The 23,097-nt window shown below is 39.8% G+C and carries 13 protein-coding genes, 1 tRNA gene and 10 pseudogenes; 14 read left to right on the top strand and 10 right to left on the bottom strand.

What is annotated here, in order from left to right; genetic code table 11:
- Positions 1 to 1,023: 1,023 nt before the first annotated feature.
- Both IPK31_22420 and IPK31_22415 read left to right on the top strand, forming a co-directional pair.
- Complete coding sequence (locus IPK31_22420) at positions 1,024 to 1,257, top strand: hypothetical protein (protein ID MBK8090408.1); 234 nt, start codon at positions 1,024 to 1,026, stop codon at positions 1,255 to 1,257.
- Positions 1,258 to 2,159: 902 nt separating this feature from the next.
- Positions 2,160 to 2,441, top strand: a complete 282-nt coding sequence (locus IPK31_22415; GenBank protein MBK8090407.1) for a hypothetical protein — start codon at positions 2,160 to 2,162, stop codon at positions 2,439 to 2,441.
- A 236-nt stretch (positions 2,442 to 2,677) separates the two neighbouring features.
- Here IPK31_22415 and IPK31_22410 read toward each other — a convergent pair.
- Positions 2,678 to 3,480: pseudogene (locus IPK31_22410) on the bottom strand (hypothetical protein).
- 96 nt (positions 3,481 to 3,576) lie between these two features.
- Here IPK31_22410 and IPK31_22405 point away from each other — a divergent pair.
- Together IPK31_22405 and IPK31_22400 are read left to right on the top strand one after the other, a co-directional pair.
- Entirely contained in the window at positions 3,577 to 3,747 is a 171-nt protein-coding gene (locus IPK31_22405) for a hypothetical protein (GenBank protein ID MBK8090406.1), read from the top strand.
- 162 nt (positions 3,748 to 3,909) lie between these two features.
- Positions 3,910 to 4,068, top strand: coding sequence for a hypothetical protein (locus IPK31_22400; protein ID MBK8090405.1), 159 nt, complete (start codon positions 3,910 to 3,912; stop codon positions 4,066 to 4,068).
- 79 nt (positions 4,069 to 4,147) lie between these two features.
- On the opposite strand, the gene IPK31_22395 is transcribed toward IPK31_22400, so the two are convergent.
- A tRNA-Asp gene (locus tag IPK31_22395) sits at positions 4,148 to 4,221 on the bottom strand.
- A 178-nt stretch (positions 4,222 to 4,399) separates the two neighbouring features.
- Between IPK31_22395 and IPK31_22390 the strand changes: the two are divergent.
- From IPK31_22390 to IPK31_22345, 10 genes and pseudogenes are all read left to right on the top strand, one after another.
- Positions 4,400 to 5,369: pseudogene (locus tag IPK31_22390) on the top strand (Gfo/Idh/MocA family oxidoreductase).
- 42 nt (positions 5,370 to 5,411) lie between these two features.
- Positions 5,412 to 6,578, top strand: a complete 1,167-nt coding sequence (locus IPK31_22385) for an exopolysaccharide biosynthesis polyprenyl glycosylphosphotransferase (protein MBK8090404.1) — start codon at positions 5,412 to 5,414, stop codon at positions 6,576 to 6,578.
- A 57-nt stretch (positions 6,579 to 6,635) separates the two neighbouring features.
- Positions 6,636 to 6,770, top strand: coding sequence for a sugar transferase (locus IPK31_22380; GenBank protein ID MBK8090403.1), 135 nt, complete (start codon positions 6,636 to 6,638; stop codon positions 6,768 to 6,770).
- A 57-nt stretch (positions 6,771 to 6,827) separates the two neighbouring features.
- Positions 6,828 to 8,395: pseudogene (locus IPK31_22375) on the top strand (M1 family metallopeptidase).
- Between the two features lie 42 nt (positions 8,396 to 8,437).
- Positions 8,438 to 9,043: a hypothetical protein gene (locus tag IPK31_22370; GenBank protein ID MBK8090402.1), complete on the top strand. Its 606-nt coding sequence runs from the start codon at positions 8,438 to 8,440 to the stop codon at positions 9,041 to 9,043.
- A gap of 263 nt (positions 9,044 to 9,306) precedes the next feature.
- Complete coding sequence (locus IPK31_22365) at positions 9,307 to 9,735, top strand: hypothetical protein (GenBank protein MBK8090401.1); 429 nt, start codon at positions 9,307 to 9,309, stop codon at positions 9,733 to 9,735.
- A gap of 3 nt (positions 9,736 to 9,738) precedes the next feature.
- A complete protein-coding gene (locus tag IPK31_22360; protein ID MBK8090400.1) occupies positions 9,739 to 9,987 on the top strand; it encodes a hypothetical protein in 249 nt (82 codons plus the stop codon).
- Between the two features lie 75 nt (positions 9,988 to 10,062).
- The gene (locus IPK31_22355; protein ID MBK8090399.1) at positions 10,063 to 10,248 is read left to right on the top strand and encodes a hypothetical protein; all 186 of its coding nucleotides are present in this window, start codon (positions 10,063 to 10,065) and stop codon (positions 10,246 to 10,248) included.
- A gap of 334 nt (positions 10,249 to 10,582) precedes the next feature.
- Positions 10,583 to 11,272 (top strand): hypothetical protein, encoded by a 690-nt coding sequence (locus tag IPK31_22350; protein ID MBK8090398.1) that lies wholly within the window; start codon positions 10,583 to 10,585, stop codon positions 11,270 to 11,272.
- Between the two features lie 18 nt (positions 11,273 to 11,290).
- On the top strand, positions 11,291 to 12,034 hold the full coding sequence (locus IPK31_22345; protein ID MBK8090397.1) for a hypothetical protein: 744 nt from the start codon (positions 11,291 to 11,293) through the stop codon (positions 12,032 to 12,034).
- A 174-nt stretch (positions 12,035 to 12,208) separates the two neighbouring features.
- Here the strand turns inward: IPK31_22345 and ispD are convergent.
- The 8 genes and pseudogenes from ispD to rpoB form a co-directional block, all read right to left on the bottom strand.
- A pseudogene (gene ispD, locus IPK31_22340) lies at positions 12,209 to 12,870 on the bottom strand (2-C-methyl-D-erythritol 4-phosphate cytidylyltransferase).
- Positions 12,871 to 12,967: 97 nt separating this feature from the next.
- Positions 12,968 to 13,714: pseudogene (locus tag IPK31_22335) on the bottom strand (isoaspartyl peptidase/L-asparaginase).
- A gap of 390 nt (positions 13,715 to 14,104) precedes the next feature.
- Positions 14,105 to 15,091 (bottom strand): annotated as a pseudogene (locus IPK31_22330) (carbohydrate kinase).
- Between the two features lie 2 nt (positions 15,092 to 15,093).
- Positions 15,094 to 16,445: pseudogene (locus IPK31_22325) on the bottom strand (amino acid permease).
- A gap of 443 nt (positions 16,446 to 16,888) precedes the next feature.
- A complete protein-coding gene (locus IPK31_22320; GenBank protein ID MBK8090396.1) occupies positions 16,889 to 17,128 on the bottom strand; it encodes a hypothetical protein in 240 nt (79 codons plus the stop codon).
- A 145-nt stretch (positions 17,129 to 17,273) separates the two neighbouring features.
- Positions 17,274 to 21,509, bottom strand: a pseudogene (gene rpoC / locus IPK31_22315) (DNA-directed RNA polymerase subunit beta').
- 86 nt (positions 21,510 to 21,595) lie between these two features.
- Positions 21,596 to 22,543: pseudogene (locus tag IPK31_22310) on the bottom strand (hypothetical protein).
- Positions 22,519 to 23,097, bottom strand: a pseudogene (gene rpoB, locus IPK31_22305) (DNA-directed RNA polymerase subunit beta). Before rpoB ends, IPK31_22310 begins: the two co-directional pseudogenes overlap by 25 nt.

The following is a 23,097-nucleotide window of genomic DNA, read 5'->3' as shown; positions in this document are numbered from 1 at the left end:
ACAATCTTTTGAAACAAAAAGGATTTCCACTTCAATCCCTAACGCAGGAAGCGGTGTGGGCAAAGCCACGAATCTATTTTGCACCCTACCCAGCCAACACAGGAACGGCTTGTGCAGTAGCTCATATCACAAACCCAACGCTTCACTGCACTTGTGGTGTTGCCGTCATTTTTAACTGTCATACTTTTTGTGGCTATGCAGCAAAGCCATTTGGCACATTGCCTATTCCACTTCGTTACATAGTCAAAGAGCCAAGCCAACACACGGCATATCCAAAAAAAGACGGGCTGCCCCAAAGCCCCTTCGCAGCCCTTATGCCAGTATAAAATGCCGGAAGCATACTTAAACATAATGCGGCATTATATGCTTTTTCCTACGCTTATGCAAGACATGCCAACACAAAAGACCATATAATACGCCATTATGTTAAGTAGCCAACACCACATCCCCATAAAGCAATGCTCACACACAAAACCCATGTAATTGCTTTATGTGCTAAGCCGTTCCTTTAGCCATCGCACCCACCCTGAAAACCCCACACACCCCAACCTCCCCTTCAATGGTGCAGTAAAAAATAAAGCATGTATCTATTTGTTTGCCATGTGCTTGCGGTAGGTTCATTCTCTTCATTCACTTGTTCCTACATTCCGTTTCACTGCATTCCGCTACACCCGTTCATTGCGTTCATTTCACCAACCTCAGCACCGCACAGCAAAAGCAATTCCTTCCCTTCATTCCACAAACCTGCACACAGGCTTTTCGTGTCCTGGCATCCCGATAGCCTGCACACATAACCCTTACACATTCGGGATTGCTCATGCCACTACAAGCTACCCTATACATTTGCTCCATTGCGTTCAGTCATTGCATTTGCTTTTACCATCCGCACAAGAGCAGTTGTATGCTTTATTTTTTTCTGCGGCATATTACCCCACCCAGCACACAAATACAACAGTACTTTTCATAACTAAATGATTTTTCCATTTAAGTATTGCAATCCTACCTTTACTAATAATATTAGCAATGCCTTTCTATCGGATAACTATATGGTTAAAGAATAAACGAAAGCCCGTTTCGGGCATCCGTTTTATAGAACAATCCAATATTGATATTGTCAATATCCAAATGCAGAAACAGGCAAGGATTCATTACAATGATTCTTTGATAATTGATGTTGAAGTAGCCATGTTATCTAAAAACAGTAAGGCAGTTAAGCAACATCAAAAAGAGATTTTAGGTAAGTCAGGAAAAACATAAATCCCTTTCTCTTTTTTAAAATTCCGTTTGACATACAAATAAAAAAATGCAGCAAAGTTAGTTGGCTGGCACAGCCCCATGCTTTAAAAAAAACAAGGAACTACGGCATAAACACAGCCCCACCGCACAAGGCCATCATTTATTCCGTTCCTCCTTGTTTTTTTAGCCACGCCACCTGATAAAATTGCTTTCTTTTTTCTTTTTTTTTTCGGTTTTTTTTCTTTTTTCTTTTGGGTTTTGTATAGGCGGAGCGTAGCGGAGCAATAATTAAATTCTCATACTATGCACAGTCCAAAGTTTCAAACATTCAGCGTAAAAAATCAAAGCACACAATTTGAATTTTACATTCTTTGCAAGGGTTTAAATAGTGGGAAGCCGCTTGATAAACCTTGCCCAAATTCCTATGTGTGTATCTGCAAAAATTAGGATGAAAAGAACTTTTATTTCTGGTTGCTGTTCGGTTTATGGAAGGCAAAACATTTCCACCAATTACTAACAGGTTCGGTTATCCCATTTATCCGCATTGATGAATTTAAAAAGGAAGTTGCAACACAGGCAGAGCATGTAAGCAAACAACATACTGCCTACACAAAAACCATAAACCAAATAAAACTATTGGAACAAAAAGAAAAGCAGATGCAAAATTTGGCACTCATTAAAGATGTGAAAAGAGCAACGATATACCGCTACCTGAAAAGCAAAACTAATGCAGCCCTTTTGAAATACGCAGTTGTGTAAGTATAAATTTTTATACGCAAAAGTAGCAAGGCGGGCAACCGCACAAACAACAAAAACAAAAGAACTACGGCATAAACACAGCCCCAACACAAAGCCATCTTTTATTCCGTTTCCTTTTGGTTTTTTATCCGCCTTGCTGAGAGAGGTATATAAAATTTATACTTATGCACAAGCATCTACGTATTTCAGCAGGAGTTTATCAGGCATTTGTCCTTTCAGTAGGTCACTCTTTCCGCCAGTTTGTTCCTGTTTCGCCTCTTGCGTTCAGCGGTCGTCGCCAGGGCTTTTTCAATTGCGTCCCTTCGCCCGGTATCAAGGTTTATAATGCCTTGCGGTGGTCTTTGGTGTTCATTCCAGTCGGTCAGTTTTTCAGCATTACCTCCTTTAGGGGTAGTGCTTTTTTCTTTGATGGTAAGTTACCAGCTTACAGGGTTCCAACCCTGTAAAGCCTTTATTTGACCTTTACACAGATTTGAAACACTGCTTGACAGCAATTTATTTCCTACATATTTCCGATATGAGCCGTATATGATTGCACCATTTTGGAAAAATGCAAAGCAAAGCAACGAATTACAGTGAAATTTAGCGATGATTGCTGCATGATTGCAGAGGATGCAGCGAGGGGATAAGGCAAAAAAAGCCCCACCTTTACGGTAAGGGCATTTTTTGCAGTGGAAAATATTTAGAAAACTTCATCAACCCTTAAAGCATTACCTGGAAGCAAAGAGGTAATAGGTTGAACCTACTTGCTGATAAAATTCGATGCCTACGCAATTTAAAACGCTTACTGTTGCGGTCATTGTTGGTGAGCCTGGCAATGTAGTGGTTACGGTTGTTGCAGCAGTTACTGCGTTTAAATCAAGATAAACTGAATACTGAACGTCTGCAAGCTCATTCAATGCAATATCAGTTGGTTCATAATTTCCGGTAGTCTCATTATAAACCCAATCGGAAACGACTGCAATCGCATTTACCAAACGGAAGTGTGTTGCACCTGCCGGAGCATTTACAAGGTTGGCAGGGTTGAAAGCTGGAATAGTAAATGTTGCACTATCACGGGCAACTGTATTTGAAAGTGAATAGGAGCATTGAACAAACCCGATAAACTCAAATTTGCATCAAACTCCAAGCCTTCCAAATACTGGCGTTGTGTTGAAATTTCAATAGCCCTTTTACCTCTTGTTTGCTTGGTCTTCCAGATTTATTTGTTTCATAATAGCCGTAAGACGGCCAGTTAAACGAGGGTCTGAAAACTGTTTGATGATTTGGGAAAGTGCAACCCTTTACGGATTTTGCGGCAGCAGCAGAGCCACCAAATTCATTCATGTTTTCACGGGTTCTAATAAACGCCGGGTCGTTGTTTATCTGCTCCGCAGATGGCCCACCGGCCATGCCTGCAAAGTCACCAGCAAGCCCTTTGATTTTGAAATGACGAACACCACCCATAGTGCCGTTGTATTTTACTAAGCCTGTTTGCCTTGCCATAATTATAAAAATTTAGTTGTTTAAAAATGAAAAATTTTACAGTACAAAAATAAATCTAACTTCGTTATAAGTATTTGACTATCAATAGGTAAAGCAATGCAATTTGATGCTATCGCACCATATTTAATAGAAACTCATTGTAAAATCACCAGGGTTTTAGATGGGGACAGTTTTATGGTACAAAACATCTTTTCAAAAGATGAAAAAGAAATTCGTTTATACGGCCTTGATGCACCAGAGAATAAAAGAAATAGAAAGCTGATTTGAAGATGAAAAGAAAGCCAGGGTAGCAGGTGAATTTTTAATTCAATTAGGCGGCAAATCAACAGACTTTGTTTTAACGATTGCACCACCCGGTACAAACATTACTTTGATAACTGAAGAGAAGTATTTTTTGATTTTTACAAGCGGCAATTAGCATACATCATTTTGCCTGATGGAAGTTGCTTGAATGAAATACTAATAACAGAAGGCTATGCAAAAGCATTGGATGAATACTATTGTTCCAATCTTTCAAAATATCAGCAGTTGAATTTTTTAGCGAAGCAATCTGCAAAGGGTTTGTATGCTTTTACAGACATATTTTGAATTGTTTACCCTATGTTTACCCCGATATGAAAAAAGGCTTGCAAATCATTGATTTACAAGCCTTTAGACTTTTTAAAAGCGGACCGGACGGGACTCGAACCCGCGACCTCCGCCGTGACAGGGCGGCATTCTAACCAACTGAACTACCGATCCAACTACCCCTACTCCTGTGTTTTGAATCAGCAAGCCGATTCTCATCCATTTTTGGGACGGCAAAGATAGGGGGGTTTGCAGGTTTGGAAAAAAGTTTTCTCATTTTCCAGCCAAAATCTTTTCATTTTGCATCGCCACACAAAGCTTGGTTATATTTGCGGCACTTAATCAAATCTGAATGCTCAAAATAGCAGTGTTTGGCGCAGGCCACCCTTGGAAAATTTCACCCTCAATAACTGGAAAGAAATAGAAGGCGTTGAACTGGTTGGCTTTTACGATCCCAGCGACTGTATTGCAAAAACGGTGGCAGAAAAATATCAGCTCAAACGTTTTATCAACCCCGAAGAATTAATGGCTTTCTGCGATGCAGCCGATATTGTTGCCCCCACTCCCGATCATTTTCATCTCTGCCAGATGGCTGTACGCCTCGGTAAACATGTATTTGTGGAAAAGCCCATGTGCAACACAATGGAAGAAGCCAATGAACTGGTAAAGCTGGTTAGGGAAGCGAATGTAAAACTGCAGGTGGGTCATGTGGAGCGTTTTAATCCTGCCTTCCTTGCGGTAAAGGATCTCGAACTGAATCCGATGTTTATTGAAGTGCATCGTTTATCACAGTTCAATCCACGGGGAACAGAAGTAAGTGTAATACTTGATTTAATGATTCATGATATTGACATTATTTTAAGTTTGGTAAAGAGCGATGTAAAAAATGTATACGCTAATGGTGTGGCGGTAATGACCGATACACCTGATATTGCCAACGTTCGTATTGAATTCGACAATGGTTGTGTGGCCAATCTTACCAGCAGCCGTATCAGTATGAAAAAAATGCGTAAGATCAGGCTCTTCCAGAGAGATGCTTATATTGGTATTGATTTCCCGAAAAGAAGGCCGAGATCATCAAAATGAAAACAAACGACGACAAAGAAGAATTTTCCTTTGACATTGATACCAGGATGGGAAAAAACCATCGCTATTTCAAACCCTCCGGTGATTGAAGTAAATGCCATTAAATGGAACTGGAACAATTCAGAGATGCCATAGTAAATAATAAACCTGTACCTGTAAGTGAAGTGGATGGATTACGTGCAATGGAAGTTGCCCACCAGATACTTCAGAAAATACAACGTACTGCTTTAGCTTAACTGAATGACCTCATCGCCCCGTATACATATTGGTGGTATGTAATGGCCGACTGGCTGGCTGCAACATTTGCATGGGGCTTATTTTACCTGTTACGCAGAGTATTGCTGGCGAAGCTGCATCCATTTTTGATCAGCCATTCGACGCCACTTTTTTATGGAATTATTTTTATACCGCTTTGCTGGCTTACACTTTATCACCTCTTTGGAAGTTATAAAAATCTCTACAGTAAATCAAGATTACAGGAGCTAACACTCACGTTCTTCAGCTGCATTTTAGGTACACTCATTATTTTCTTTGCCATTCTTCTCGATGACAGGATCATTGCGTATACATTCTACTATAAAGAAAGCTTATTGCTGTTTGGATTACAGTTTGGTTTTACCTGGCTGTTTCGCTGGCTTGTTCTAAACATGATCAAGCGTCAGTTACTGAAAGGAATTGTGCAGATTAACACACTCATCATTGGCGCCAATAAAAATGCAATCAAGCTCTATAAGGATATAAAAGGTTCAAGCGAAACACTGGGCTTTTGTTTTACCGGTTTCTTATATCCCGACGGAACATCCACAAATGGGTTAAGTAAATATCTTACTCCGCTTGGTTCGTTAAAAGATCTTGCACGGATCATTCATGAGCATAAAATTGAACAGGTAATCATTGCTACCGAAGAAAAGGAACGTCAGTCGATGGAACAATCACTGAGTTTGTTGAGTGAGCATGATATTACCATTAAACTTTTACCCAACACCATTGATATTCTTTCAGGTTCAGTAAGAACAAGCAATGTACTGGGCGCTGTACTCATTGATCTGCATACCGACATGATGAGCGAGTGGCAGCAGAATATTAAACGGCTCATTGACATTATTGTCTCTTTGATTTCACTCATCATCTTATCTCCTTTGCTTGTGTTTGCAGCCATCAGGGTAAAACTTTCATCTAATGGTTCTGTTTTTTATTCACAGGAACGGATTGGATTGAAAGGGAAAAAATTCTCCATCCATAAATTCAGGTCAATGATCACTGATGCAGAGAAAGATGGTCCAGCACTTTCATCTGAAACCGATCAGCGCATTACCGCATGGGGCAAAACAATGCGTAAATGGAGGCTCGATGAACTGCCGCAATTCTGGAACATATTAAAAGGTGAAATGAGCCTGGTAGGTCCGAGACCCGAACGCAGATTTTATATTGATCAGGATTGTTGAGAAAGCTCCTACTATCGTTTTCTGCTGAAAGTAAAACCCGGTCTCACATCATGGGGCATGGTGAAGTTTGGATATGCAGAAACAGTGGATGAAATGGTGGAACGCAGTAAATACGATCTGCTGTATATTGAAAATATTTCACTGGCACTTGATATCAAGATCATCATCCATACCATCCGTTTGATTTTTTAGGAAAAGGAAGATGACCTTAGGTTCTGTACACAACCCGAAAATTAAATTTCAGCACATATGAAACCGCTTGCTCTCTTAGCTGCATTGATGATCTGCTTTTCAATTTCAGCCCAGCAAACCTACTGGCAACAGGAAGTTCATTACAAAATTGATGTATCGTTGAACACAACGGAGAAAGCTCTTTCAGCTTTTGAGGAGATGGAACACATTAATCATTCACCTGATACACTTACTTTCATCTGGTTTCCATCTTTGGCCAAATGCATATAAGAATGATAAAACAGCTTTATACAATCAGTATAAAGAAGGGGACAAACAGGGATTGAGCAAATTTAAAAATCAGTAAAGGGTTATATTGACGGTCTTGCTTAAAGTAAATAATGAAGCAATCGCTGTTGAAGAACACCCGGAGAATATTGATATTGTAAAACTCATTCTGCCCAAACCATTATTGCCCGGTGCTAAAATAACCATCAGCACACCTTTTCATGTAAAGTTCCCAACCTACTTTTCAAGAAGTGGTTTTATTGATGATGCCTTTGCTGTTTGCCAATGGTATCCCAAACCAGCCGTGTACGACAGAAAAGGCTGGCATCCCATTCCTTATTTAAACATGGGAGAGTATTACAGTGAATTCGGAACATTTACAGTGAACATTACTGTTCCATCAAATTATATTGTTGGGGCAACAGGTAGCTTACAAAATGAAGAGGAACTGAAAAGTATAAAGAAAGCGGTGCGTTGAATAAGAACAGAACAGAAAATTTTATCGCTTATCAACCCAATACAACAGCTGTAACAAAAAACACTGCAGTACAAAGCAGAAAAGTACATGACTTTGCCTGGTTTACCGACAATGATTTTCTTATTCAGTACGATACATTACAATTAGCATCAGGAAAAGTGATTGATGCATTTACCTTCTTTTCAAAAAAGACAATACAGGATGGAGTAAGAGTGTAGACTATGTGGAAGATGCGGTAAGAACCTATTCAAACTGGATTGGCGAGTATCCCTACCCCGTTGTAAATGCAGTGGAAGGTCCGGGTAATGTATCAAGCGGTGGTATGGAATATCCCATGATTACCTTAATCACAAGTCCGGATGCAGACCCTGAAACACTCGATGCAGTAATTACACATGAAGTGGGTCATAACTGGTTTTATGGAATTCTCGGCAGCAATGAACGAGAGCATGCATGGATGGATGAAGGGTTGAATACTTTTTTCCAATTTCGTTATGAAGCAGAAAAATACAGGAGCAATTCTATTTTTGGCAAATCTCTTCCTGCTGATCTGAAACAGAAAGGTCCGGCTGAATTCCAGGGAATCATATACAATGCACTCAATGAAATCCCAATGGAAGAAGCCATTGAAACGGCTTCAGAAAAATTTAAAAATAAGGATGAATACGGAATGGTGATTTATCTCAAAACAGCCATCTGGGCCTATGTGCTTGAGCAGAGTTTGGGCAGGGATGTATTCGACAATGGGATCCATGCATATTACAATGAATGGAAATTCCGCCATCCTTATCCTGAAGACTTTGAAAATAGTCTTGAATTAACAAGTAGTAAAGAACTCGATGATTTTTTTGCTTTACTAAAACGAAAGGGGAAATTATAGGTGCAACCGAAAGAACACATTATTTTTGATAAAACCAACTGAGTGAAATATTTCATAGCTCTCCTGTTTTTGTTTGTATCATCCATTACGCTTGCACAGCAGCCGTACTGGCAGCAGCAGGTCAATTTTAAAATAGAGGTTACACTCAATGATGCAGAGCATACACTCGATGGTTTTGAAAAAATAGAGTACATCAACCGTTCTCCTGATACCTTAACTTTCATCTGGTTTCATGTATGGCCGAATGCCTTCCGTACTGATAAAACAGCTTTCAGTGATCAGTTACTGGAAAACGGCCGCACCGATTTCTATTTCTCCAACAAAGAAGATCGTGGTTATATTAATCGTTTAGACTTTCGTGTAAACTCTGTTCTTGCAAAAACAGAAGATCATCCGCAGCACATTGATATCATTAAAGTATTACTGCCTCAGCCATTGGCGCCGGGAGCTTCCATTGAAATTACCACTCCCTTTCATGTACAGTTGCCAAAGAATTTTTCAAGGGGCGGTCATGTGGGTCAATCGTATCAAATAACACAATGGTATCCCAAGCCTGCAGTGTATGATTGGAAAGGATGGCATCCATTGCCTTATCTCGACCAGGGAGAATTTTACAGTGATTTCGGAAACTATGAAGTGAAAAAGTAACTCTTCCAAAACTTATGTGGTACTCAGCAGCGGTGATTTACAGAATGAAGAAGAAATTAAATTTCTTGACAACAAATCTGATTTGTACGAAAGAGATTTAAAAATTCGGCCTTCCCAAAAAAGGAAACCAGTCAAATTAAAAAAACCTGCAACTGTCAATAAATCTTAAGCTTTTCACCAAAGCCAAATGACAATGAACTAAAAACGCTTATTTATAAGCAAAATAATATTCATGATTTCGCATGGTTTGCAGACAAAAATACATGTTGAAACATGATACACTCAAACTTGCATCCGGGAGAGTTATTAATATTTATACTGCATTCAGCTTTAACAGTGGTCCTGTTTGGGAGAACAGCATACGAATGGTGAAGGATGCAGTTCTTTACAGAAGTAAAACCATTGGTGAATATCCTTACAATACAGTTGCAGCTGTTGAAGCAAAGATGGGGTTTGAAGGTGGCATGGAATATCCCTGTATTACCGCTATCACTTCAATGAAAACAGAGAAAGATCTGGAAAGTGTTATTCAGCATGAAGTGGGTCACAACTGGCTACAGGGTATGCTTGCAAATAATGAACAGCAGTATCCTTGGTTTGATGAAGGCATTAACTCCTATTACGACAAGCGTTTTGATAAAGAAGAAAGCAGGTATCGCACAACACCTAAAAAAAGAAATTATTTGATTTAAATTTTGACGACAACTTCTTCCTGCACACATTTGAACGATGGAGAAAAAGATCAGCCGCTCAGCACAACAAGCGACAGTTTAACAGAAGCCAACTACGGCCTTATTGCATATGAAAAAGGTGCAAACTTTATGCAGTTACTGGAAGAACAGCTTGGACGCAGCGCAATTGATGCAGCCATGCAAAACTACTTTCAGCAATGGAAACTGAAACATCCTTATCCGCTTGATTTAAAAACATCAGTGGAACAATAAACAGGAAGAAATCTTGATTACGTTTTTTCTTTATTGGATAAGAAAGGCCCGTTAAAACCTGGAAGGAAAGAAAAAATGAAATTTGCTCCAATTGTTTGGGTGAATACCGCTACTGAAAATGTTGTAATACTCTCTCCTGTTATCGGTAATAATCTGTACGACGGGTTAATGATTGGCGGAGCAATCCATAATTTTACATTACCCGCCACTCCTTTTCAATTCATTGTTGCGCCGATGTATGCTACAAAAGTAAACAGCTGAATGGCATTGCACGGTTGGGTTATACATTCTATCCGAAGAAAACATTTCAACGGATTACAGTTGCATTGAATGGACTGAAATTTAACACAGGCGATTTTATTGATACTGCGAATAACAAATACGTTACGGGCTTCAGAAAAATATCACCATCATTGAAATTTGTGCTGGCAGAAAAGAACCCAGAAGCACAAGAGAACGTTTCTTTCAATGGAAAACATTTTTCCTGAACGAAGATGAGTTACGTTTCAGAAGCGATACGTTTCCCAATGGCAACCGGTTTACAGAAGTAAAAACGATTCAAACAAACCGTTACATTAACCAGTTACGTTATGTTGTGCAGAATACAAGGGCTCTGTATCCGTACAAAGCTGAATTGGTGGCAGAACAGGGCAAAGAATTTATTCGCCTTGCAGTAACGGGAAATTATTACTTCAACTATAATGCTTCGCTGGGGCTGATATCCGCATTTTTGCGGGCAAAGTTTATTTACCTCGGTTCCAAAACCATCAGTAAACAATTCAATACCGATCCTTATCATTTAAACATGTCAGGACCAAAAGGCTATGAAGATTATACTTACAGCAATTACTTTATTGGCCGCAATGAATTTGAAGGTTTTGCAAGTCAGCAGATCATGATGAGAGATGGCGGTTTTAAAGTTCGCACAGATCTGCTGGCAGCCAAGATTGGCAAAACAGATGACTGGCTAATGGCGATGAATTTCGTTACTGATATTCCCGATCAGATAAATATCCTGAAAGTTTTTCCGATAAAAATTCCACTGAAAGTATATGTTGACATCGGCACTTATGCCGATGCGTGGAAAGCAAATGCAAATACGGGCAGGGTTTTATATGATGCAGGCTTGCAGATGTCATTCCTGAAAAATACAATTACTGTTTATGTTCCGCTGTTATACAGTAAAGTGTACAGGGATTATTTTGAATCAACCATTACCGAAAACGTTTTTAAAGAACATTGCTTTCAGTATCGATATTCAAAACCTCAGTCTGAAAAAACTTGACAGGCGCATGCCTTTCTGATGCAGCAAATCAACTACATACCACACTCTGAAATTGATAAAACAAAATGGGACAATTGTATTGATCATTCTGTAAACGGGCTTATTTACAGTTACTCCTGGTACCTCGATGCGATGGCTGACCAATGGGATGCATTAGTGTTAAATGATTATGAAGCTGTAATGCCGCTCACCTGGAATAAGAAATACGGTATTCACTATTTGTTTCAGCCATATTTCTGTGCAAGTCTTGGTGTATTTGCAAAAAAGAATATAGATAAAGAAATGCTTGAAGCATTTTTGATAGCGATTCCTGCAAAGTTTAAATATTTTGATATTTATCTCAATCAGCAGAATCTTTTCAGTGTAGATGACTACCCCTTAACAGAACGGATCAATTTTGTACTTCCCTTAGATAAAGATTACGAAACCATCAGTAGTGCTTACCGCTCCAATTTGAAGCGTAACATTAAAAAAGCAGAAACAGGTGGCTTAATTATAAAAGAAGGAATTGAACTGAACGAAATCATTTCATTGGCTAAAGAAACCATGCAACGGATTTCATCCATTACTGATGAGCAGATAAGCAGGTTTTTTAAAAGTAGCTACAGAAGCAGAAAAAAACAAAAAGTTGAAACGCTTGGCATTTATTCAAAAGCAGGTGAGTTACTTGCTTCTGCCGTATTTCTTTATTCACATCAACGTTGGTATTATATACTTGTTGGCAATCATCCCAATGGAAAAACATTGGGAGCTTCGCATTAGCTGATCGATTGCTTTATTAAAAAACATGCTGCAACTCCCACCCTGCTTGACTTTGAAGGAAGTGATATCCGTAATCTTGCATTCTTCTACAGCAGTTATGGTGCTATAGAAGAGAGATATCCTGCTTTACGCATAAACAGGTTACCGAAATTATTAAGGTGGATGAAGGAGTAATTATTTCTCCAGTATTTTCTCAGCAATTACCAAGTCAATCGGGTTGGTGATTTTGATATTCGTGTCCTCACCCTGCACCAGGGTTACTTTCAATCCAAATGCTTCAACAACAGTTGCCTCATCGGTAAAGCGTTCCTTATAATCAATGGCAAAAGCTGGCAATAAAATTTTACTGTGAAAAGTTTGTGGTGTTTGAACAAGATGGAGCTTGGTTCTGTCAACAGGATCATTGCCATCTGCTGTAATCATCCGTACACTATCCCTGCATCCAACAGCAGGTATTGCACTGCCTGTTTCCAGTGCAGTTGTCTAACAACGCTGAATCAATTCTTCACTAACTAAACAACGAACACCATCATGCACAAAGATGATTGATTCTTCACTGATCAGCTTCAACCCATTCTGTACAGAATGAAATCTTGTTTCACCACCAACTGTTAACTGAATCTGTTGTTCATCAAAAAAACCATCCACAATTTCTTTCCAGTTCTAAATGTTCTTCAGGCAATACAATGATAACATGAATACGGGAACAGCTTTCAGAAAAGCATCAATAGTATAATAGAGAACAGGTTTATTCTTCAGTAATAAAATTGTTTGGGAAGTGCTGAACCCATTCTTTTACCGGCACCACCGGCCACAATTACAGCATATGTTTTCATTGTTCAAAGATACTACTTGCTCTTTTGATAGAGCATTTCCACATAATCTTAAACGAAAGCCTTTAGAGCAACGTAGTACAAAGCAGTTGAGAGTTAATTATCTGTAGATGGCAATTTGTTTTTCACCATTACTGTTTTGCATTGCACGGTACATACCGTCGCTGTTAAATACAAGGGCTGTATTTCCTTTGCATCCACACCAATCATTCCGCCTTCCCCATTTATTTTCACCAATTTATCAAGCGTACAAAAATCCATTGCTTCCTGCAAACTCATTCCTTTGTATTCCATCAAACAGCTCATATCGTAAGCAGCAACAGCTTTTAAAAACAATTCACCGTGTCCTGTACAGGAAATGGCACAGGTTTTATTATTTGCATAAGTACCGGCACCAATACTGGGCTGTCGCCAATCCGGTTATAATTTTTATTCGTCATGCCGCCTGGTGCTTGTTGAAGCTGCAATATTTCCAAAACGATCGAGGCAACTGCACCAACTGTTCCAAACTTTTTTTCTTTTGCAGAGGCAGACACCTGAATATTGTGATCCAGTGCAATCTTATCTTCATTCTTCACCAACTGCCATTGATCATATCCGAATTGTGAAAAAATAAGTTAGTCTTCGATTCTTAATCCCTGTTCTTTTGCAAATTGCAAAGCACCTTCCCCACTTAATAAAACATGTTCACTCTTTGCATGACGGCTAATGCAAGTTCAACAGGATTTCTTACCGAACTTACTCCTGCAACTGCACCTGCATCTAATGTTTTTCCATCCATGATGGCTGCATCCATTTCATGTGTGCCGTTTTTTGTAAATACGGAACCTCTTCCTGCATTGAACATGATGCAATCTTCTAATGAAACAACCGCAGCTGCAACTGCATCTAATGCAGTTCCACCATTTTCTAAAACGGGGCGGGGGGGCCAACCATCTTAATGCAGTTCCGTCGTAATTAGTCATCCAAAACAGTAATTACCCAAATTGGTTTGTTCTAAAATTGACAATGCATTCAATTTTGAAATCGGATTTTCCAAACCGCCGTTTTGTTCTTAGTTTGCCTAAATAAATATTTCAGTTCTGTTATGATCATCTTTTTGTACGATCGAATACATATGTTACACCAACGTCGTTTCGTAACTGCTTGTCTATCTATATTGGGATTGACTTGACCACCATGTATAAGCAATAAGTAATAAGAAATGTTCATAGAGTTGCCATAAGACAAATTGAATTCAAAGTAAGAGCTTGCACTCCTGTATCAGCCGGTCTTTATTGATGGCTGCTGTTCCTACTTCTTCACATACCAATCCGTAAGCAATGTTAGCCATTTCAGCCATCAGCTTTCATCCTTCGTTGCTGCATAAACAAGTGAAGCAACAGCAATCACTGTATCACCTGCACCGCTTACATCTGCAATACTGCGGATATGTGTTGGAATAATTCCTGCTTCTGTTTCATTATTGTAGAACACCCCCTTTTCAGAAAGTAATGTGATGATGTGATGCTGTAATTTTTCTGCCAGTTTTGTATGAATCGATTTCAGTGTTTCTTCATTCACATCATCAACAAGTAAATTCAAACCTTCTTTTTACTTCTTTAAATTGGGTTTGAAAATATCCACTCTTTATAATTAAAGAAATTCTTTCGTTTGGGATCAACTGCTGTAACGATGCCATGATGTTTGCACAGGTCAATTGCTTTCTGAATAATGAGTTCAGTTAATACTCCTTTGTTATAATCTTCAAAAATGAGTACATGCGGTTTTTCCTGTGCAATAAATGTTTGCAGAGCAAGTATCAGCCTGTTTTCATCTTCATACCAGAGATCATGTGTATTTCATTATCAAGCCTCATCATTTGCTGGTTGCGGCTGATGATCCTTGTTTTGCTGGTAGTAATGCGTTTGGTACTGTTGAGTAAAAAATCGGTTTTGATTTTCTTTTCCTGCAACAGCTGATTCAGCAATTTTCCTTCATCATCATTTCCGATCACACTCAGCATAGAAACAGATGCACCGAGTGATGCAATATTCAGTGCAACATTTGCTGCACCACCAATACGGTACTCTTTTTTATCTAATGAAACAATGGGAACCGGTGCTTCGGGAGAAATACGATCTACATGACCCCACATATAGGTATCAAGCATTACATCACCAATCACTCCTACTTTTATCTGTGATAACTTTTCAAATAATTCATCAAAATTATAGCCACTCATCTTTATGCTGTTTTTTTACTTGCCACTGCAAGATAATAAACAGGAATACCAATTAGTACAATGATCAAACCCGGCCATGTAAATTCAGGTTTGAAGACGATCAACAAAATACAAAACGCAAGCCCCATAAGAATATACATAATGGGCAATAACGGATAGCCGAATGCTTTGTAAGGCCGTTCTATATCAGGTCGCTTTTTACGCAGAATGAATATGCCGCCAATAGTTAACATGTAAAACAGCACTACCACAAATGAAATCATATCCAGCAGCTGACCATACTTTCCACTTACACTCCATAAACAGGCAATGATACACTGTACCCACAAACTCCATTGCGGCACTGCAAATTTATTCAGCTCTCCGGCCTGTTTAAAAAACAGTCCATCCTTTGCCATGGTATAATAAACCCTTGCTCCCGCAAGGATCAACCCATTGTTACAGCAAAAGTTGAAACCATAATCATCAATGCAATAATGATGGTTCCTGCATTTCCAAAGATCACGTTGGAAGCAGCAACTGCTACCCTGTCTTTTCTGCTGAAGCAATTTCCTGCAATGGAAGTATGACAGTGTACATTACATTGGCAGAAACATAAATGATTGTAACAATCAGCGTTCTAAGAATAAACTTAAACCGATGTTTCGTTTTGGGTTTTTAATTTCACCTGCAATAAATGTAACATTATTCCATGCATCACCGCTGAAAATTGAACCAACCATGGCGGCAGCACTTGCTCCCAATGCAGCGATCATTGTTAAACTGGCGGTTGAACCGTCTTTGCTTAAAGATTGAATCGTCCATGCATTCGACCAGTTGGCCGTCCACACATCGCCTTTCATTAAGATCAACCCGAAAATAATCAGGCCAAATAAACTCAATAGTTTTGTAACCGTAAAAGTGGTTTGAATATATTTCCCTTCTTTTACTCCTCTTGTATTTATAAAAGTGAGCAGGATGATCAATGCAATAGAAACAAGTTGTGCAGGAGAAATTTTTAATGAAGCCAAGATCAAAAGCTACCAGGTCTTCACTACACCCGGAATTAAATACGCCATAAATTTTGAAAAGGCAACGCCAACTGCTGCAATGGTTGCCGTTTGAATAACCGTGAAGAAACTCCACCCGTAAAGAAATCCAAGCAAAGGATTGTATGCTTCTTTCAGATACACATTCTGTCCACCGGCTTTTGGATACATACCGCTTAATTCGCCATAACTACAGCTGCGGTTAAAGTCATAAACCCGGTTAATAACCAAACAACAATTAACCAGCCGGCACTACCCACATTCCTGGTAATATCGGCACTTACAATAAAATGCCTGGAGCCGATCATGGATCCGGCTACAACCATTGTGGCATCAAATAAACTGGGCGGATGGTTTGAATTCTTTTTCTGAAGACATAGCAGTGATTTCTGTTTCAAAATTGAAACGGAAGATAAGGATTAATCTGAAACCTTATTTCTTCTTTGATTGCTGGTATGCTTCGTTCAGTCCTTTTACAACCTGGGGGTAATATTAAATGCAGTGTCCTTGAAGTACAGTGTAGGGTTCCCTTCCTGAGTTGAAAAATAAAATTGTATTGGCCACTCTTATTAAACTCCTTCAGGTAATCATTGATTTTCTTCTGAATATCGTCAATAGCTTTTGCCTGACTTTCAAGATGCTGGCCTTGCAGTGTTTGCTGGCGTTGACCGATCTGCTGATATCTTGTTTGATATTCCTGCTGAAACTTTTCAGCTTCCATTTGAGTAATCGCCTGTCCTTTCTTTAAAACTCAATCGGTCTTTTCAGTTTATTCAACTCCGATTGAATTTGATTTCAATCCGCTGTTTATCTCTTTCGATGTCGGCATTCTTGAGTTTAAATACTCATAGTATTTCTGAATGGTATCCAGATCAATATAGGCAACATGTAATTGTTCAGGCTTGTTGGAAGCCGTGTCTCTCGAACTTTTTAACTGTTTCAGGGGCGATTTCTTTCCGGAAAAATGCAACACAAATAAAACCGCTACAGCAGCTGTCAATAACAGCAAAAGGATTGTTTGAAAATTTTTCATATCAGGTGAGCAAAGTAAAGGAATCTGATCGAGTAGAGGAAATGCAAATTAATTTTAAGAATGCATTAACAACGCAAAAGTCCCCCGTAACTGGGGACTTTGAGTATAATGATCTCATGAATTATTCTTCATCATCAAAGCTCATGGGCTCTTTGGTAGTAAGGAGCAATTCATACTCTTCCTTACTTCCTACGATCATGTTCTCGAATTCACGTAAGCCTGTACTTGCAGGGATCGGTGACCGGTGATAACGTTCTCTTTCAAACCTAAGAGATCGTCGGTTTTACCTTCAATAGCTGCTGTGCTCAATACTTTCGTTGTTTCCTGAACGATGCCGCAGAAATCCGCTCTGAACGCCCAATGATGCTTTGGTAATACCCAGCAACACAGGTTGTACGGTAGAAGGATGTGCATCCCTCACTTCAATCAGCTTCTTATCTGCACGACGCAACTGGCTGTTTTCTTCACGGTATTCACGAACAATTCGCAATCTGACCAGGGCGTACTTTATTGCTGTCTCCCGGCTCAGTTACAACCTTCTTATCAAAGATGCGGTCGTTCTCTTCATTGAACAAAACGATCAACGAGATCTTCTTCCAGGAACTTGTATCACCTGCGTCAATGATTTCAACTTTCTTCATCATCTGGCGAACGATTACTTGCAATGTGTTTATCATTGATACGCACACCCTGCAAACGATATTTCCTGAATTTCATTTTACCACATATTCCTGAACGGCAAACGGACCTTTGATTGTTAAGATATCAGCGGTGCAATTGCACCATCACTTCTAATGGAACACCGCCTGATAAAGTCACCTTCCTGTGCAAGGATCTGGCGTGTAAGAGGAACAAGATATTTCTTGGTTGCTCATCCTTGCTTGTTACAATAATTTCCTGTTACCACGCTTTTACTGGCTTCAAAAGTAACTACACCATCGATCTCAGATACAACGGGGTTACCCGGATTTCTTGCTTCAAACAATTCAGTTGACACGTGGCAGACCACCCTTGATATCACGAAGTTTACCAAGTACACGTGGAATTTTCACCAATACCTGTCCTAGTGAAGTTACTTCTTCACCTTCTTCAACTACAATGTGTGAACCAACTGGCAGGTTATATGATTTAATATCCTTTCCACCTTCAACTAAAATCGCGGGGATCTTGGTTTTATCTTTTGTTTCAATTACCACTTTCCTCACGGTGACCTGTTTGTTCATCGGCCTGCTCACGGAAAGTAATACCATCAAGAATATTCTCTAACTTAATCTTACCTGCTATTTCAGCAACAATTACGTTATTGAACGGATCCCATGTACAGATCCTTCGCCTTTCTTAATCTGCTGTCCTTCTTAATATTCAATGCACCGTAAGGAATATTGTTCGTGATGAGTAAACGGTCAGTTCTTTACATCCATGATCCTTACTTCCACCTGTACGGCCAATAACCAACTGTACTTTTCCCTCGTTGCCTGTTGCAGTTACTGTACGTAACCCGTCAAACTGAATGGTACCATCAAATTTCGCATAGAGAGAAGATTCAACTGATGCTGAACCAGCCACACCACCAACGTGGAACGTACGGGAGTGTCAACTGTGTACCGGGTTCACCAATTGATTGTGCAGCAATAATACCAACAGCATCACTTTTCTGTGCAATTACACCTGCTGTGTTGGTTTTTACCTGTACACTTCACACACACACCACGCTTGCTTTCGCAGGTTAATACTGAACGGATTTCAATTGTTTCAATTCCAATTGTCTTCAATTTGCTTGGCAACCGGCTGCAGGTAATTTCTTCTGCCGCTAAATGGAGCTGACATTAGCTCAGGTCGTATACATCATGTAATGATGTGCGAAGCCGGGCAATACGGTCACTCAATGGTTCAATTACATTCGTTATCTTTAATGCACTTGTTGCAACACGCAATGTTCCGCAACCTCCATCTTTAATCACCACATCCTGTGCAACGTCAACCAAACGACGGGTTAAGTAACCGGCATCCGCTGTTTTCAGGGCCGTATCCGCAAGACCTTTACGGGCACCGTGTGTTGAGATAAATAATCCAATACGCCTCAGGCCATCTTTAAGGATTCTCAACAGGATTTTTCAATGATCTCCTTCCGGTAGAACCAGATTTTCTTGGCCAACGCATCAAACCTGATACCAGCCAGCTGTTTTACCTGCTCCTTCTACCACGGGCCCCTTTATCCAGCATCATAAACACGGAGTTGAAACCTGGTTATCAGTAGCCATTTCACGAATCAATGTTTCAGTTAACGTGTATCAACACGGCTCCAGATATCAATGGTCTGGTTGTAACGTTCATTGTTGGTGATAAGACCCATATTATAACTGTCCCACTTCATTTACTTCACCTTTGCATTTCCTACCAGCTCTTCTTTGTTTTCCGGAACGAGAAGATCGTTAATGTTGAACGACAATCCACCCTGGAAGGCTGTACGGAAACCAAGTGTTTTAATATCATCCAGGAATTCGCTGTTTTTGAACGTTGGTAATTTCAATGATATCACCAATGATTTCAATAGAGTTTTTTCTTAATAAGGTGTTCACAAAACCAACTTTTTCGGCTCCAATTGATTGAAGATTACTCGACCACGTTGTCTCAGTAAGTTTTTTTACAACTTTCCATTTTCACGCACATTCAAACGAACCTCTGATCCATGCAATGCAGATTAACTTGTTTTCCGTTGTATGCAATGTCACTTCTTCAGGAGAATAAAACGCCTTACCCCTGTCCTTTTACAATTTCTAGTATCAGTTGTTTTCTTTCTTAGAAATATAATACAGACCAAGTACCATGTCCTGTGAAGGAAGAGTAGGTATCGTTCTCGTTGCGGGTTAAGGATGTTGTGTGATGCAAGCATCAGTAACTGATGCTTCCAATACAGCAGCATTACTGCAACGGAACGTTACGGCCATCTGATCACCATCGGAAATCGGCGTTGGAGCAGAACATACCAGTGGGGTGTAACTGAATGGCTGCCTTCAATCAGTTTAGGCTGAAGGCCTGGATAGATAAACGGTGCAGTGTTGGGGCACGGTTTAGCATGATCCGTTGACCTTCAATATATTTTCAAGAATATCCCAAACAACAGTCTTCTTTTCTACCAGTTTACGTGCAGACTTCAAAAGTTTTTACGATACCTCTTAATCAGCTTACGGATAATAAGTGGCTTGAACAATTCGCAGCCATATCTTTGGTCAACCACATTCATGCAATCCATTTCAGGACCTACCACGATAACAGAACGACCGAATAGTCAACAACCGCTTACCCATTAAGTTCTGACGGAAACGACCTTGTTTACCTTCAATACATCACTTAAAGATTTCATTGCACGTCCGCCTTCGGCTTTCACTGCATTTGTGGTATTTTCTTGAGTTATCGAATAATGAATCAATCGCTTCCTGCAACATACGTTTTCGTTACGAAGGATTACTTCAGGAGCTTTAATCTCCAGTAATCTTTTCAAACGGTTGTTACGGATAATTACACGACGTTTAATCATTCAGATCAGAAGACGCAAACGTCCACCATCCAAAGTAATAACGGACGAAGTTCCGGTGGTATAACTGGAATGTACTGCATCACCATCCACTCAGGGCGGTTGGTAATACGCAGGTTTGCATCACGGAAAGCTTCTACAACGCTCAAACGCTTTAACGCATCTGCTTTACGTTGCTGTGAAGTTTCAGTTGCTGCAGCATTACGCAAATCATTACTCAACTGATCCAGATCAATGCGCTGTAACATATCATGCAAGCTTCAGCACCCACTTGGCGATGATTTCATTGGATCTTCATCAGGTTAGTACTGATTGTCCTTTGGTAATGTATCTAACAGATCTGATGTATTCTTCTTCAGTAAAGAAGATCACCCATCTTATGGTTTCTTTACGCCGGGTTGTATAACCACAACGTTCGTAGTAAACGATGGTCTCTAGTTCTAGGAGCTACGCCTAACAAATAACCTAATCTTGTTTGCAATGATTTGAAGTACCAGATAGAACAAAGGCACAACTAATTTGATGTGTCCCATCTTTCACGACGTACTTTCTTTTCCAGTTACTTCAACACCGTAACGGTCACACACAATACCCTTGTAACGGATACGCTTGTGCTTGCCGCAGGCTCATTCGAAATCTTTTACCGGACCAAAATCCTTTCGCAAAAACAAAACCACGTTCAGGTTTGTAAGTACGGTAGTTAATGGTTTCTTGGTTTTTCAACACCTCACCAAAGCTGCGTTCCAGGATTGTATCCGGAGATGCAAGTCCGATGGTGATTTTGAAAAACTGGCCTCTGACGATTTTCTTTCTGAATGCCATATCTGTGTTTCTGTTTTTTGTTTTTAGATGCCGGCTTTTGATTTTCAGTCAACACCGGTTGTGTCACCACTTTAGGTTTCTGTTCCTTACTCTTCAAATTTAAGGTCAAGACTCAGGCCTCTTAATTCATGAACCAATACATTGAATGATTCAGGAATACTGGACGTGGAACGTTATCACTCTTAACAATGGCTTCATAGGTTTTTAAAATGACCCATGATGTCATCTGATTTGGAGGTAAGTAATTGCAAGATGTTGGATGCACCATAAGCTTCCAGTGCCCTAAAACCTCCATCTCACCAAAACGCTGACCACCAAACTGTGCTTTACCACCCAATGGCTGCTGAGTAATTAAGCTGTACGGTCCGGATAGAACGGGTGTGCATCTTATCATCAACCATGTGATGCAGTTTGATCATATAAATGATACCAACAGTTGCTTGGTGGAAGCGTTCACCTGTTTCACCATCGTATAAATAAGTATGCCCAAATTTCGGTAAACCTGCCTCAGTGATATGATTGGCAATTTCTTTCTACACTTGCACCATCAAAGATTGGTGTTGCGAATTTCACACCCAGTTTTTCACCAGCCCATCCAAGTACAGTTTCGTAAATCTGTCCAAGGTTCATACGACTTGGTACACCCAATGGATTCAATACGATATCTACCGGAGTTCCATCTTCAAGGAACGGCATGTCTTCCTGGCGGAACGATTTCCAACACAATACCTTTGTTACTCATGACGACTCCCGATCTTATCACCCACCCTCAGTTTACGCTTCACAGCTAAGTAAACTTTAGCAAGTTCTTACTACACCGGCAGGTAATTCATCACCGATTGAGATGTTGAGAATTCTCTCTTGTAACGGCTCAACTCTTCTTCGTTGAACTTGATATTGTAGTTGTGTAATAACTGGTTGATCCATTCATCAGTTGTTGCATCACCTGTCCATCCTAACGGATTAACGTTAACATAGTCAATTGTTGCGGGCGTTTTTCTGATTGAACTTAGCGCCTTTTTCCAATCAATGATTCGCCAAAGTTGTTGTTAACACTAGCTGATGTTTTGCTTTGCAGCAAAGACAACAGTTTGCTTATCAACACATCGAGCAGATCAGTTGTATTTTTTTCGTGGATCTTTTCAACTTTTTCCAGTAATGCTTTTTCACGAATCTTACCATTCTTATCTTCTTGGCACGCTGGAATACCTTCCATCAATCACCACACCTTCAGTTCCGCTTGGAGCTTTCAATGAAGCATCTTTTGCATCACCTGCTTTATCACCAAAGATGGCACGTAACAACTTCTCTCCAGTGAGTTGGATCGCTTTCACCTTTTGGAGTGATCTTACCAATTAAGATATCACCTTCTTTAATTGCAGCACCAATACGGATGATACCATTCTGATCCAGATCTTTTGTTGCTTCCTCACTTACGTTTGGAATATCAGGTGTCAGTCTCTTTCTTCACCTAATTTGGTACGTATTTCCAGTTCAAATTCATCAACATGAATAGAAGTAAACAAATCTTCTTTACAATCCTTCACATAAATAAAAGTGGCATCCTCAAAGTTGTAACCTTTCCATG

The organism is Chitinophagaceae bacterium (assembly GCA_016713085.1).
Taxonomy (GTDB): domain Bacteria; phylum Bacteroidota; class Bacteroidia; order Chitinophagales; family Chitinophagaceae; genus Lacibacter.
The sequence above is the reverse complement of the archived record's forward strand: the minus strand, read 5'-3'. Positions and strand labels throughout refer to the sequence as shown.